A 13541-nucleotide genomic window follows, 5' to 3' on the forward strand; every position below is an offset into this window, starting at 1 on the left:
GTCCGCCAAGGATGGCACAGCACGCGCGATAACACGTGATGCGTTGGGCCGCTGCGGCGGTGGCACGACGCGTCGCGGCGAGGCATTGTGCCTCGCGCCGAACGGGGCTCTGCCGGTGCGCCGGTAGGCTCCGCGCTTCGTGAAGACGACGCTGACGCCGCTCGATCCAGCGGATTTCATCGGGCCCGCGCCAGTTACTGAACCCGATCCGTCCCAACCTGACGGTGCATCGGCGGGCGACGACGCCGGGAGCCCAATCGCCGAGAAAACCGATGTCTCGGACGGCGAGGACAGCCCACGCGACAGCGAGGCCACGAGCGAGAGGTTCATCGGACCTCGCGTCAAGCTGACCGTCGAGGTTGACGCCGAGACATTCGACACCGACATCGAGGCTGCCTTCCGCAAGCTCGCTCGCGAAGTGCGCATTCCCGGTTTCCGTCCGGGCCGTGCACCACGTCGCGTGCTGGAGTCGCACTTCGGGTCTGAGATCGGCCGTGCTCAGGCGCTCGAAGAGGCGGTGCCCCGCTACTACGCCGAAGCGGTGCGTGACAACCATGTCGACGTGGTGAACCAGCCCGAGCTGGAGCTGACCCTCGACGGCAGCGACGGGCCAGTGGCGTTCGAAGCGACCGTCGAGATCCGGCCGGTGGTGTCGGTCTCGGGCTACGAGGACCTGCAGATCGAGATTCCCAGCCCAGTGCCGACCGACGAGGAGATCGACGCCCGTATCGACGAGACGCGCCGCCAGTTCGCCGATATCGCCGAGGTGGATCGTGCCGCGGCGCAAGGCGATCGCGTCACGATCGATATCGAGGGATCGGTGGAGGGAGAACCGCTTCCCGGGCTCGCGGCGCAGGACTATCTCTACGAGGTCGGCAGCGGCGGCATAGTTCCTGAGGTCGACGAGCATCTGACCGGCTGCGAGGCCGGCACCGATTTGTCGTTCAGCGCACCGCATCCGGTGCAACCGGAGATGGAGATCGACTTCGAGATCACCGTCAACACGGTGTCGGAGCTGGTGCTGCCCGAACTCACCGACGACTGGGTGGATGAGAACACCGAGCACGACAGCGTTGCCGAATTGCGCGACGCCACCGCCCGCCAACTGAGCTTCGGCCGCATCATGCAGGCCAACATGGTGCTGCGGGAAGAGGCGCAGAAACAGATTGCGGACCTCGTGGAGGGACCGGTTCCCGACGCCATGATCAGCGGGGCAATCGCGGATCGAATGCAGGAGCTGGGCAGCGGGCTGCAGCAGCGGAACATGACGATCGAGGAGTGGCTCGAGGCGACCGGCCAGGAGCCGGCATCGTTCATCGGAGAGCTGCGAGACGACGCCGAGCGTGGCGTCCGTCTCGACTTGGCACTGCGCGCCGTGGCAGCGGCCGAATCGCTGGAAGCCGACGACGATGACATCGACGGAGAGCTGGAACGCATGGCAGCGACCGACGGCCGCAGCGCCGCCCAGCTGCGCGAGGTCATCGCCGACACCGACGGGCTTGCACACTTGAGCTCAGCCATTTGCAAGAGCAAGGCGCTTCAATGGGCCATAGAAGCCGCCACACTCATCGGACCGGACGGCGACACCATCGAGCGTTCGGCGCTCGAACTGCCCACGGCTGACGATGCCGGGGGCACCGACGACACAGACGACGATCTTGACGGCACAGACTCTGACGACAGAGGGGACACACCGTGACAGCCAAGTTCTCCGCAAGTTCGCATGACGCTCGTCCTCAGGGGGACCACAGCATCGAGCGGTACCGCGCCACCAACTACCTGGTGCCCACCGTCGTGGAGCAGACCAATCGGGGCGAGCGCGCGTACGACCTGTACTCCCGGCTGCTCAAGGAGAACATCATCTTCCTGGGCACGCCCATTGACGACGTCGTGGCCAACTTGGTGTGCGCGCAGATGATCCACCTCGAGTCGGAGAACCCCGACAAGGACATCAACATCTACATCAACTCGCCAGGCGGCGACATCAGCTCACTGTTCGCCATCTACGACACCACCCAGTACATCCGCAACGACATCACCACGATCTGCCTGGGACAGGCGGCCTCGGCGGCCGCAGTGCTGCTAGCCGCGGGCACTCCGGGCAAGCGGATGGCGTTGCCCAATGCGCGAGTGCTGCTGCACCAGCCCTACGGGCAGGCGATAGGTCAGGCGACCGACATCGAGCTGGCGGCCCGGGAGATCGACCGGATGCGTGAGCGTCTCGAGCGGATCATTGCGCACCACACCGGCCAGGATCTTGAGCGCATCCACACCGATACAGAGCGTGACTTCATCATGGATGCTGATGCTGCCAAGGAATACGGGATCATCGACGAGGTGATCGCGAACCGCCAGGTGCTCGAGGACGGTCCGATCCGCGCCGCCTAGCTGGAGCGGACGACGGGAATCACTGAGCCCCCCGCAGCACACCATGTGCTGCCGGCATCATCAGCTCGGAAGGCTGAGGTTCTCTGGAGCGGACGACGGGAATCGAACCCGCATCATCAGCTTGGAAGGCTGAGGTTCTGGCCATTGAACTACGTCCGCGTGGGGCGCCGAGGGTAGCGGCGCGCGGCGGCACGGTTAGTCGATGTTGAAGGGCAGGGGCGTGGTGGTGGCCGTTCGGTTGGTGCTGTCGACGCTGACTTGGAGCTCGGTGCCGGGTTCGAACCAGGGTGGGTCGAGCAGTGCTAAGCCGATGTTGGCTTTGAAGCGCGAGGAGCGTGCGAGGGCTCGCAGCGTGCCGACGGGGTGGCCTTCGGGGCTTTGAATCGAGCGTGGTGATCGCAGTGGTGACGGGGGGTCGCCTTCGATCACAAGACCGACGAGGCGTCGCTGGCTGCCTGATGCGCGACGAGCCTGCAGCGCTGCCTTGCCGATGAAGTCGTGGCCTGTACGGCTGCCGTCAACGTCGTCCAGGCTGACGAAGCGGCCGATGCCTGCTTCGTCGGGGTCGGTTTCGGGATCGGTGTCGCCGCCGAATGACAGCAGGAAGCTCTCGATGCGTTCAGAGTTATTCGGCGCTCCCACGCCGAGCCCGAAGGGTTCGCCTGCTTGCCACAGCAGGTCCCAGAGCTGCTCGCCTTTGGTGCCGTCCATCAGGAAGAGCTCCAAGCCGTCCTGGCCGGACCAGCCGGAGCGGCACACCACTAGGGGGATGCTGTCGGTTTCGCTGCCGCCTTGGGGGCAGTGGTCGTGGCGGACGAAACGGAAGAAGCGGATGTCGCGTACCCACTCCCCCAGTGCGGCGGCGACAACATCGGTGGCTCGAGGGCCCTGGATCGCCAGCGGCCAGACATCGGGCTCGGTGACCTCGACGTCATAGCCGCCTTCGCCGGCCACCGCCCGTGCCCACAGCAACACATCGCTGTCGGCAATCGAGAGCCAGAACGTCGTCTCGTCGATTCGCAGCGCCATCGGGTCGTTCACCAAGCGGCCGTCGTGATCGCACATCGGCGCATAGCGGGCCACGCCTACCGGCAGGTCGCGCAGGTCGCGGGCGCAGAGGTAGGTGGTCAACCGGTGGGCGTCCGCCCCCGTGATCTGCACCTGCCGTTCGCAGCCCACATCCCAGATCGCTGCCGCCTGGGTGAGCGCCCGGTATTCGGCCGCGGGATCGTCGGTGCCAATCGGCAGGACTGTGTGATTGTACACCATCGCCTTGGTCATGCCCGCCGCCGCGGCGCGATCGGTAAATGGGGTGACCCTGGTTCTTGGGCCGACGATCAACTCCACCTGGTGCTAGCGGCCGAGCACCTGCAAGTGCCCTTGGTCGCGCAAGCGCTCGATGAACGCTTCGGTGTAGGCGTCTTCGGGGTCGTTTCGCACCGCTTGGTCGATGGCGTAGGCGTCATCTCCAACCAGGATGCGCCAGCGGCCGGCCAGGACATCGGTCAGGATGATCTCGGCCGCCTGCCCAGCACTGGTCGGCGCGTCGTCACGGAACCGGGTGTTGCGGTCGTTGAGCATCGCTTCGACCTGCTCATCGCTGAAGGCATCGAGGTCGACCCCCCGAGCCGCCATGTTCTTGCGGATGAGGGGAATGTCAACCCCGTGGGCGGAGAAGCTGTTCAGCGCGATCGAGGTGCCGATGTGCCCCGGCATCACCACGTGGGCGCTGACATGCGGTGCGTGCAGGGCCAGATCAACCTGCAGCGCTTCGGTGAAGCCCTTTACCGCGAACTTGGCTGCGCAGTACGACGTGTGCGGCAGGCCGGGGCCGACCGTCGCCCAGAAGCCGTTGATGCTGCTGGTGTTGACCATCGCTCCCGCCTCGGAGCGCACGAGCATGTCCATGAACGCCCGGGCGCAATTCAGCACGCCGTTCCAGCACACCTCGAAGGTCTTGTCCCAGGCGGCTCGCTGATCGTCGATCACGAAGCTGCCGCCACCGCCGACGCCGGCGTTGTTGAACAGCAGGTTGATGTGGTCGGTGTCGTGCTGGGCAGCAACTTCGACGGCGAACGCCGCCACGGCGTCGGGGTCGGTCACATCGCAGTCGTGTGTAGTGATGCGCACGCTGCTTGCGCCGCTGGCGGCCAGCTCTGCGGTTCGTGCCAGCTCCTCGGCGTTCAGGTCGCACGCCGCGACATGCGCCCCGGCAGCTGCCAGCCGGCGAACCAGCTCGCGGCCCATGCCCGTGCCGCCGCCGGTCACCACGGCGATGCATCCCGCAAAGTCAGTTACTGCCATTGCTCAGCCCTCCGTAGGCCCATCAGCGAACATCGCCGCAGCCGCGGCTTCCATGTCCTCTGGGCTCACATCTCGCATATGGGTCGCGATCGACCACTTGTGCCCGAACGGGTCGCGGATGCTGCCGAAGCGGTCGCCCCAGAACATGTCCTCGGGCGGCATCAGCACCTCCGCGCCCATCGCCACCGCTTTCTCGATGGTCGCGTCACAGTCATGAACGTAACGGTGCATCGTCACGGTCGAACCGTTCAGTGCCGCAGGCGCAGAGGGTTCGCCTCCCCACTCCGGGAAGTCGTCGGCCAGGAAGAGCAAGCCGTCGCCGAGCACTAACTCGGCGTGCATCACCTTGTCGCCGCCCGGCGCCATCTGGCGGTTGGTCTCCTGGGCACCGAAGGCGGCTGTGTACCACTCAATGGCATCGGCCGCTCCTCCGGGAGATCCGTCGGTTCGGGCTCCGATGGTCATGTAGGGCACGACGAAAGGCCGATCTGCAGGAATCGGATTCACATCACTCATGGGCGCGGACTCTAGCCACGGCCTGCTGGCCGCGATGCCGCCGCTGAGCGTTCCCACCCACCCCGTAAGGCTGCGAAAATCAGGGCCTATTGGAGACGGGTATTCGGCGCGCTCGCCCGACGCTGAGCGCTGCCGGCAAGGAGGACTCACATGAGGCAGGTCGACCACTGGATCGGAGGTCAGCGCACGCAGGGTGCGCCGAAGACGATGTTCGAGGTGACCGACCCGGTCGCGGGCAGCGTCATCGCCGCGGTGCCCATGGCCTCGCCGGGCGATGTGGATGCCGTCGTGAGCGCGGCACGCACAGCGTGGGAGGGGTGGCGGGAGGCCTCCATCTCGTCGCGCGCAGCGGTGATGTTCGCGTTCCGCGAGCTGCTCGAGGAGCACCGCCTGGAGCTGGCCGAGATGGTGTCGGCCGAACACGGCAAGGTGCGGGCCGACGCCTTGGGCGAGATGCGGCGAGGCATCGAGGTGGTGGAGTTCGCCTGTGGTGTCGGCCAGCTGCTCAAAGGCGAGCGCACCGACGACATCAGCACCGAGCACGACGCCTACACAGTGCGCCAGCCGGTCGGCGTGGTGGCAGGCATCACGCCGTTCAACTTCCCGGCGATGGTGCCCATGTGGATGTACCCGGTGGCCATCGCCTGCGGCAACTGCTTCGTGCTCAAGCCGTCCGAGAAAGACCCGTCGGTGGCGGTGCGTATCGGCGAGCTGTTCGCCGAGGCGGGGCTGCCCGACGGGGTGTTCAACGTGCTCCACGGTGATGCCGATGCAGTGAATGCGCTGTGCGAGCACCCGGGGATCGACGCTGTGAGCTTCGTGGGCTCCACGCCCATTGCCCGTCACGTGCACCGCACGGCGTCGATGGCCGGCAAGCGGGTGCAGGCGCTCGGCGGGGCGAAGAACCACATGATCGTGCTGCCCGATGCCGACATCGGCCAGGCGGCCGACGCCGCCGTGTCGGCCGGCTATGGCTCAGCGGGTGAGCGCTGTATGGCCATCTCGGTGGTCGTGGCAGTGGGGGCCGTCGCGGATGACTTGTCGGAGGAAATCTGCGAGCGCATCGACGCGTTGCGCATCGGCCCCGGTCTCGACGCTGAGCCCATGGACATGGGGCCGCTGGTGACCGCCGAACACCGCGACCGGGTGCTGAGCTACATCGATCTGGGCGAAACCGAGGGCGCGGTGCTGCGGCGCGACGGCCGTGAGCTGGTAGTGGATGGCCACCCCGATGGCTACTGGGTCGGGCCCACGCTGCTCGATGAGGTCACCGCTGAGATGAAGGTCTATGAGGACGAGATCTTCGGGCCCGTGCTGTGCCTGGTGCGGGTGGATTCGTTCGAAGAGGCGATGGAGCTCATCGAGAACAACCAGTTCGGCAATGGCGTGGCGCTGTTCACCCGTGACGGCGGGGCGGCGCGGCGGTTCCGGCGTGAGGCCCCGGTTGGGATGGTCGGCGTGAACGTGGCGATCCCGGTGCCGATGGCGTACCACTCGTTCGGAGGCTGGAAGGACTCGCTGTTCGGCGACCACCACATGCACGGTCCCGAAGGCATCCGCTTCTACACCCGCCTCAAGGCGGTCACCGAGCACTGGCCCGACCCCGCCGACCGCGGCGTCGACCTGGGATTCCCCACCGCCCGCTAGGCAGTCGGGAAGGCGGGATTTGAACCCACGACCCCCTGCTCCCAAAGCAGGTGCGCTACCAGGCTGCGCCACTTCCCGAGTCTGAAGAGCTGAGTCAGCAGGGCTGACGGTTCTGCTTCGAAGATCGATCGTACCGCTGGCGGTACGGAGGGCCTGCGTGGATTATTAGATCGATGCCGGCGCTTCGCGTTGCCGACAATCGGTGCGACGCGGTGAGGTCAATCGTCGACGGCGATGACTTGGGTGGGACAGCTCGCGGCTGCAGTTCGCACGGCGCTGTGGTGTTCGGCGCTGGGGCTGTCTTCGAGGAGCTGTACGAGACCGTCGTTGCCCACCTCGAAGATGCCCGGGGCGATCATCTCGCAGGAACCGCTGCCGATGCACTTGTCGACGTCAATGGTGATCTTCACTGTGCCTCCAGCTCGTCAGGCATCCCAGTTGCCGGCTCCCATTCTTGCGAGCCGAACGCTTGCTCCCGATGCGTCAGCGCAACGCTACGCCACGTCGCCGCAGGAACGGCACCGCTCCGGCCCGCGCCTGCACCTCCCAGCAGTCGGGCACCGGCGACTCCTGCCCGTTACTCTCAGCGGCGGCCGCGACCGGCCGCTAGCGCAAGCGCTTCCCTACCTACAGGAGGACCACTGTGAAGATCGGCGTAATGATGTTCCCCACCGACAAGGCCATCGGGCCGGTCGAGTTGGCCAAGGCTGTTGAGGAACGAGGCTTTGAGTCGCTGTGGTTCCCCGAGCACAGCCACATTCCCACGAGCCGCGAAACGCCCTGGGGCGGAAACGAGGGCGCACCGCCGCTGCCCGAGGAGTACTGGCGCACACACGACCAGTTCGTGTCGCTGGGCGCCGCCGCAGCGGTCACCGAGAACATCATGCTCGGCACCGGCATCACGCTCGTTGCCCAGCGCGACCCGATCTGGCTGGCCAAGGAAGCCGCCACGGTGGACCGGATCTCGAACGGCCGGTTCATCCTGGGCATCGGCTACGGCTGGAACAAGGAGGAGCTGCGGAACCACGGCGTGAAATACACCGACCGGCGCGCCATCACCCGCGAGATGATGCTGGCGGTGCGCGAGCTGTGGACCAATGACGAGGCCGAGTTCCACGGCGATTGGGTGAACTTCGACTCGTCGTGGGCGTGGCCGAAGCCGATCCAGGAGGGCGGCCCGAAGGTCATCCTCGGCGGTGCCGCCGGGCCGAAGACCATCGCCGACATCGTGGAGTTCTGCGATGGCTGGATGCCGATCTCGGGCCGCTACGACTTCGACGTGCCGATGAAGCAGATCCGCGAGTCGGCGATCGAGGCCGGCCGCGACCCCGATGAGATCGAATTCGGCCAGTTCGGCACGCCCCCCAAACCGGAGATCCTGGAGAGCTTGGCGGAGTCGGGCTGCACCCGTGTGGTGCTCGGGCTCCCGCCGGCCGATGCCGACACGGTGCTGCCGATCCTCGACAAGTACACGGCGCTGCTGTAGCAGCTTCACGTTCCGCCGCAGGCCTCGGGCCTGCGGGATTGCACACTGCTGGCCGCGCCAGCGGGAACAATGTGGCGGTGACTGACAGCGCGCCCGGCGTGGAGCATCTCGATGTTGTCGACGAGGTGGGGCGCTACGTGCGCACCGCCCCACGGGACGAGGTGCACGAACGCGGCGAGTGGCACCGGGTGTTTCACTGCCAGATCGTGACGCTGCGTGACGGCGTGCCGACCGCGGTGCTGCAGCAGCGTTCTCGCGCCAAGGCGGCCTTTGCGGGGCTGATCGACGTCAGTGCGGCCGGGCATCTCGCCGCCGGCGAGACACCGCTCGATGGGGTGCGGGAGCTCGAAGAAGAGCTCGGCCTGTCCCCCGCCGGCACCGACCTCGTGCCGCTCGGCGTACGCCGGCTGGCCGACGACAGCGGCGAGGGCACACTGAACTGCGAGCTGACCAGCGTGTACCTGCTGCGCGACGACCGGCCGCTCGCCGACTACGTGCTGGCCCGCGACGAGGTCGACGCGGTGCTCGACGCGCCAATCGCCGACCTGCTCGCACTGTTCGGCGGTTCCCGCTCGCTCACGGTGCAGGGCGTCTCGTCGGCCGGGCATCCCGACGCCAGCGAGGTCACGTTCGAAGTGACGCTCGACGACTTCGTGCCGGGTGCCGAGTACTGGGTGGTGCTGATGGTGATGGCCCAGCGATTCCTCGCCGGCCAAGGCCCGCTCGCCGTCTAAGGCCGAGCCGGTCGCTCAGGCGTGCTCGGCAATGAGGGCCAGCATCGCGCTGCCGTAGGACTCCAGCTTGGCCGGCCCGATGCCCGGTACCGCGAGAAGCTCAGCGTCGTTGCGGGGACGCTGCGTGGCCAGCGCAATGAGAACTGCATTTGCCGACACAACATATGCGGGCACGCCATCTGCACGACTTCGCTCGAGGCGCCAGGCGCGCAGCGCTTCGAACAGTGCCGCATCGTTCGGATCGGTTGGCGGTTCGGGTTTGGGTCGGCGGGCCGCTGACTGCGAGCCGGTGCCCGGCAGTACCGCTGGGTCGGCTGGGTCGCCCTGGCCGGCGCGGCTGCCGGACCTTGGGCCAACTCCGGACCCTGCGCCTCCCCCGGACTCTCGCGACGCTGATCCGTCGAGCATCGGCTCGGGCTCGGCCGGCAGCGGCGGAGCGAGTTCGCTGAGCTCGACCAAGAACGGCGACGGCGGATCGTCGCTGATGAAGGTCACGGATACAGCACAGCGAGTCAGTGCCACATGGAAGACACGGCGTTCTTCCTCGATGTCGTGGGCGAGACGGTGCGGCATGAGGCCTTCGGAGGCCTCATAGACGATGACGTGGGGCCATTCGAGGCCCTTCACCCGGTGGACGGTCGCGAGCCGCACACCCGGTTGCCCCGCCGGATTCGCCGGCGCAGCCCCGCTTGGCGGGCGGGCCTCGTCATTGCCGAAGCCAGCTGCGTCCGAGGCGCCGAACCCTGACAAGCGGTCAGCCAACCACGCAGCGAAGCTGGCCGGGTCGGGGTGCAGGTGCGCCACCGAGATGAGCGCCCGCAGGTCATCACCGTGAGCGGACCTGTCCACGGACCGGCGCGACGCATCCAAGCGGGTGTCAAGGCTGTACCCCAAGCCCAGCTCATCCCGAACGATCTCGAGAATGGCTTCGGTGGTGAGCTGCTCGTTCGCGGTTCGCTGTCGCAGCATGTCGATGTCGTCCGCGTACTCGTCGATCTTGGTCGCTGTGCGGTCGTCGCTGAGTCGGGCCGCCAGCGCGCGCAGCGCGCCGAGACTGCGCTGCTCGCCGATCCACTCGATCACGCGAGGAGAGATTCCGCGCGGCGGCCGGCGTGCCGCATCCGATAGCGCGCCGCCAGGCAGTGCGTGACGGGGCGCGACCGCCAACTTGAGCCACGCCAGCGCGCCTGCGACACCGGTGCGCTCCATGAACCCACGACCCAGTGGCGCGTCCGCCGCTACGCCCATCTCCCCGAGCACGATCTGCGGCACGAGCAGCGTGCTGTTGACCCGCGTCAGCACCGCGATGTCGGAAGGCTGGGTGCCGCTGTCGATCAGGGCCGTCACGGTCTCGCGCAGCGCCGCTGCCGACTCCGGCCCCGTCTTGACGGCGAGTGCCCCGTCGTTGCGGTCGCCGTCTTGTCGGGTTTGCGACTCCATCGTCGATGACGCGTCGCCGATGGACGCATCGGGAGTTGCCTCGGTGATCTGCTTGTCGATGCGGCGGCGATTGTGTGACAGCAGGTTGATCGCTGCGTCGACCACCGGCGGCGGGCAGCGGTAGTTCACGTTCAGGTGATGACGTGCCGCCCCCGGGAAGTACTTGTCGAAATCGATGAGCCACTGCGGGGACGCTCCGGCGTAGCCGTAGATGGTCTGATCGTCGTCGCCGACAGCGAACACGTCGGCGCGCGGCCCCGCCAGCAGCCGGATCATCAGCAGGTGGGCCGGCGTCAAGTCCTGGAATTCGTCTACGAGCAACGCACCGCACGCACGGCGTGCAGCGGCACGGGCTGCCGGGTCGACTAGCAGGATCTCGATCGCCCCGATGATCTGCTGGTCGAAGTCGACCAACCCGTCAGCAGTCAGGCTCTTGACGTATTGCGGCGCCAACGTCGAGAACTCCGGCACGTCAGGCTGGAAATCGCCTTCGACTTCGACGGGGTCGCGCAACCCCAGCCGTGAAGCACTCAGTGCCTCCAGCCATGGTGCGAGCTGATCGGTCATCGCCCTCCGGCGACGCTTGACGAGGCCGTCAAGGCGATCTCGCACACCCATCTCGTCGATGACCTCGACCCGGCCCCGGCCGGCTGGGCGGGCAAAGGGACCAGTGCCGTTGCAGATGGCCAGGGCGATGCTGTTGAGGGTCCGCACTTGCAGTCCCTTCAGGTCACGAGTGCGCTCTTCCATCTCGCGGCGGGCTCGGACGTTGAAGGCCACCAAGCACGCCGCTTCCGCGGCAACCCCCAGGTCCCTCACGAGATAGCGCGCCCGCTCGGTGAGCACCCGGGTCTTGCCCGACCCGGCCGGTGCCACGATGCACGCAGCCCCGCCCAGGTGGCCGACGGCCGCTTGCTGATCCGGTGCCAGGTCGGCTTGCGGCATGGCCGGCTGCACCCCGCGCAGGTTCCCTGCCGCCAGATTGGCTGCAGGCACCACCGGTGCAGCAAGTTCGAACGCCTCCAGCGGCCCTCCGTCGCACCACACCGGCCCGGCATCGGTGAGCACATCGCCGTCGCTCTCGGCATGCGTGCTCGACTCGCTCGCGAACACGCCGCCGAGCCGCAGCGCCGCCTCAACGGGAGCGAATCGGGCCTGCTCGGGCTGCCGAGCGTCGACGGCGTTAGCGGTGATGAGGTGCGCCAGCACTTCCGATCGCATGGTCAGTCCCGGCGACAGTTCCCACCACGGCGCCTGCCACACCGGCGCAGCATCGGGCAGATCACCGTCGAGCTCAATGACCAGCCGGGTCCGCTGCAACCAAGCGTCACGCAAACAGCGGCCAGCCGCCGCGCTGAAATCACCGAGGCTGACGTGCACGCGTTCGCAGTCGGCCCACGCGCCAGGTGCCGCGTCGCCCGGCTGTACCAGAACGCTGCGTCCTAACTCGGGTGGGCCGGCGAGTGCGTCCGCGGTCAGTCTCATGCGCGACTTGCGCTCACGCAGAACGTGGCCTGGGCACAGCACCGTGCCCGCGGTTCGGCCTGTGGCTCAGCATGTGGCCCGCTAGCGGCCGACGCCGATGAGGTGCATCGCCTCCGCACGGGTGGCCGTGTTGCGGAACTGTCCGCGCACCGCCGAGGTGATAGTGAGCGAACCGGGCTTCTGCACACCCCGCATCGACATGCACTGGTGCTCGGCCTCGACAACCACGAGCGTGCCCCGCGGCTCGAGCACCTCCATCAGCTTGTCGGCGACCTGGGTGGTGAGCCGTTCTTGCACCTGCGGCCTGCGGGCGTAGGCCTCGACGAGCCGGGCAAGTTTCGACAAGCCGGTGATCATGCCTCGCTCGCCGGGGATGTAGGCGACATGGGCACGGCCTACGAATGGCATGAGGTGGTGCTCGCACATCGAATAGAAGGGGATGTCACGCACCATGACCATCTCGTCATGGCCGGTCTCGAACTGCACCTTCAGGTGATGCTCGGGGTCTTCCTGCAGGCCAGCGAACACTTCTGCATACATGCGAGCGACGCGCTTGGGCGTCTTTTGCAGGCCGTCCCGATCAGGGTCCTCGCCGATCGCGAGCAGGATCTCCCGGACTGCCTTCTCGATGCGGTCCGTGTCGACCTGCTGGTCGGTCACGGCACCATTCGTCTCAGCGATCGACATCGCACCATCGGCGACCGCGGGCGTCGCAGCAGCGTTCGTGTCAGAAACTGAGCCCTGCGGCATCCGCTGAACCTACCCGCGTCAACCGCGGACACCATCGCGATTTGCGATCGCGACCTGCGGCAACCGATGCGCCCCCGGCAGGACTCGAACCTGCAACCGGCGGGATAGAAGCCCGCTGCGCTGTCCAGTTGCGCCACGGGGGCATGGGCCACGCGGACCCCGAGCCATCCTGCCACCCAACTGGCGCTGGTCCAAGGGATCAGCGACACAACGATGGCCTGCTCGGTACATTTCTGAGACCGGCCTTCAGATGGCCTCGACGCTCAAGGGAGACCGAACGTGACCGAGCAGGATCTTGGTTTCCGCTTCGACACCAACGAACTCAAGTGGATCCACTACGAGGGCGGGCCACGGTTCGACTACCCGATCGACTACGACATCGCCGTGCTCGGCCACCAGGAAGACATCGGGCGGCTGGACCTGCTCATTCGCTGGGCGCCAGACGCTTACTGCCACTTCCACCGACACGTGGCCACGACGACGTCGCTGGTGCTCGAGGGAGAGCATCACGTCATCGACATCGATGACGACGGCAACGAGGTGCGCCACGACGTCCGGCCGGCCGGCACGTACTGCAGCGGCCCCGGCGGCGACGTGCACATGGAGCGCGGCGGCCCCGAGGGCTCGCTGGTGCTGTTCTCGATGCACGAGCCCACGGGCCGGATGTTCGAAGTGCTCGACGCCGACCACAACATCCTGGCCGAGAACACCATCGAGTCCTTCAGAGAACAAGCCCGAGAACTCGCAAGCTGACCCCGAGCGCAACTGAGGCCCGCTGGAACCCTTGGAGA

12 protein-coding genes and 3 tRNA genes are annotated in these 13541 nt (G+C 67.0%); 6 read left to right on the top strand and 9 right to left on the bottom strand.

Going from position 1 to position 13541, the window contains the following annotated elements:
• The first annotated feature begins 139 nt into the window (after nt 1–139).
• Entirely contained in the window at nt 140–1699 is a 1560-nt protein-coding gene (gene tig, locus ACOQPE_RS15625) for a trigger factor (RefSeq protein ID WP_420609796.1), read from the top strand.
• 53 nt (nt 1700–1752) lie between these two features.
• Complete coding sequence (locus ACOQPE_RS15630) at nt 1753–2388, top strand: ATP-dependent Clp protease proteolytic subunit (protein ID WP_420611408.1); 636 nt, start codon at nt 1753–1755, stop codon at nt 2386–2388.
• 84 nt (nt 2389–2472) lie between these two features.
• Here ACOQPE_RS15630 and ACOQPE_RS15635 read toward each other — a convergent pair.
• The 4 genes from ACOQPE_RS15635 to ACOQPE_RS15650 all read right to left on the bottom strand — a co-directional run bounded on the left by ACOQPE_RS15635 (nt 2473) and on the right by ACOQPE_RS15650 (nt 5208).
• Nucleotides 2473–2547 (bottom strand) — tRNA-Gly (locus tag ACOQPE_RS15635).
• A gap of 36 nt (nt 2548–2583) precedes the next feature.
• The gene (locus tag ACOQPE_RS15640) at nt 2584–3669 is read right to left on the bottom strand and encodes a glycine cleavage T C-terminal barrel domain-containing protein (protein ID WP_420609797.1); all 1086 of its coding nucleotides are present in this window, start codon (nt 3667–3669) and stop codon (nt 2584–2586) included.
• Between the two features lie 72 nt (nt 3670–3741).
• A complete protein-coding gene (locus ACOQPE_RS15645; protein WP_420609798.1) occupies nt 3742–4692 on the bottom strand; it encodes an SDR family NAD(P)-dependent oxidoreductase in 951 nt (316 codons plus the stop codon).
• Nucleotides 4693–4695: 3 nt separating this feature from the next.
• The gene (locus ACOQPE_RS15650) at nt 4696–5208 is read right to left on the bottom strand and encodes a VOC family protein (RefSeq protein ID WP_420609799.1); all 513 of its coding nucleotides are present in this window, start codon (nt 5206–5208) and stop codon (nt 4696–4698) included.
• A 150-nt stretch (nt 5209–5358) separates the two neighbouring features.
• Between ACOQPE_RS15650 and ACOQPE_RS15655 the strand changes: the two genes are divergently transcribed.
• Entirely contained in the window at nt 5359–6855 is a 1497-nt protein-coding gene (locus tag ACOQPE_RS15655) for a CoA-acylating methylmalonate-semialdehyde dehydrogenase (protein ID WP_420609800.1), read from the top strand.
• 4 nt (nt 6856–6859) lie between these two features.
• On the opposite strand, the gene ACOQPE_RS15660 is transcribed toward ACOQPE_RS15655, so the two are convergent.
• Together ACOQPE_RS15660 and ACOQPE_RS15665 are read right to left on the bottom strand one after the other, a co-directional pair.
• Nucleotides 6860–6933: transfer RNA gene (locus ACOQPE_RS15660), tRNA-Pro, on the bottom strand.
• A gap of 140 nt (nt 6934–7073) precedes the next feature.
• Nucleotides 7074–7265, bottom strand: coding sequence for a ferredoxin (locus tag ACOQPE_RS15665; RefSeq protein ID WP_419855975.1), 192 nt, complete (start codon nt 7263–7265; stop codon nt 7074–7076).
• A 233-nt stretch (nt 7266–7498) separates the two neighbouring features.
• On the opposite strand from ACOQPE_RS15665, the gene ACOQPE_RS15670 reads away from it, so the two are divergent.
• Together ACOQPE_RS15670 and ACOQPE_RS15675 are read left to right on the top strand one after the other, a co-directional pair.
• On the top strand, nt 7499–8341 hold the full coding sequence (locus ACOQPE_RS15670) for an LLM class F420-dependent oxidoreductase (RefSeq protein WP_420609801.1): 843 nt from the start codon (nt 7499–7501) through the stop codon (nt 8339–8341).
• A 77-nt stretch (nt 8342–8418) separates the two neighbouring features.
• Nucleotides 8419–9075, top strand: coding sequence for an NUDIX hydrolase (locus ACOQPE_RS15675; RefSeq protein WP_420609802.1), 657 nt, complete (start codon nt 8419–8421; stop codon nt 9073–9075).
• A gap of 15 nt (nt 9076–9090) precedes the next feature.
• On the opposite strand, the gene ACOQPE_RS15680 is transcribed toward ACOQPE_RS15675, so the two are convergent.
• The 3 genes from ACOQPE_RS15680 to ACOQPE_RS15690 form a co-directional block, all read right to left on the bottom strand.
• Nucleotides 9091–12000: an ATP-dependent DNA helicase UvrD2 gene (locus ACOQPE_RS15680; RefSeq protein WP_420609803.1), complete on the bottom strand. Its 2910-nt coding sequence runs from the start codon at nt 11998–12000 to the stop codon at nt 9091–9093.
• A gap of 81 nt (nt 12001–12081) precedes the next feature.
• On the bottom strand, nt 12082–12687 hold the full coding sequence (folE, locus tag ACOQPE_RS15685; protein ID WP_420611409.1) for a GTP cyclohydrolase I FolE: 606 nt from the start codon (nt 12685–12687) through the stop codon (nt 12082–12084).
• 132 nt (nt 12688–12819) lie between these two features.
• A tRNA-Arg gene (locus ACOQPE_RS15690) sits at nt 12820–12893 on the bottom strand.
• Nucleotides 12894–13029: 136 nt separating this feature from the next.
• On the opposite strand from ACOQPE_RS15690, the gene ACOQPE_RS15695 reads away from it, so the two are divergent.
• Nucleotides 13030–13503 carry a cupin domain-containing protein gene (locus ACOQPE_RS15695; protein WP_420609804.1) on the top strand — a complete coding sequence of 158 codons (474 nt, stop codon included), beginning with the start codon at nt 13030–13032 and terminating at the stop codon, nt 13501–13503.
• Nucleotides 13504–13541: the final 38 nt, after the last annotated feature.

This window comes from Candidatus Poriferisodalis sp., assembly GCF_965219595.1.
Lineage (GTDB): Bacteria > Actinomycetota > Acidimicrobiia > Acidimicrobiales > Poriferisodalaceae > Poriferisodalis.

What these genes read in the sequence shown, in the direction of transcription:
- ACOQPE_RS15640 (WP_420609797.1), bottom strand. Translation starts at nt 3,669, where the DNA reads ATGACCAAGGCGATGGTGTACAATCACACAGTCCTGCCGATTGGCACC.
- ACOQPE_RS15645 (WP_420609798.1), bottom strand. Translation starts at nt 4,692, where the DNA reads ATGGCAGTAACTGACTTTGCGGGATGCATCGCCGTGGTGACCGGCGGC.
- ACOQPE_RS15650 (WP_420609799.1), bottom strand. Translation starts at nt 5,208, where the DNA reads ATGAGTGATGTGAATCCGATTCCTGCAGATCGGCCTTTCGTCGTGCCC.
- ACOQPE_RS15655 (WP_420609800.1), top strand. Translation starts at nt 5,359, where the DNA reads ATGAGGCAGGTCGACCACTGGATCGGAGGTCAGCGCACGCAGGGTGCG.
- ACOQPE_RS15680 (WP_420609803.1), bottom strand. Translation starts at nt 12,000, where the DNA reads ATGAGACTGACCGCGGACGCACTCGCCGGCCCACCCGAGTTAGGACGC.
- folE (WP_420611409.1), bottom strand. Translation starts at nt 12,687, where the DNA reads ATGTCGATCGCTGAGACGAATGGTGCCGTGACCGACCAGCAGGTCGAC.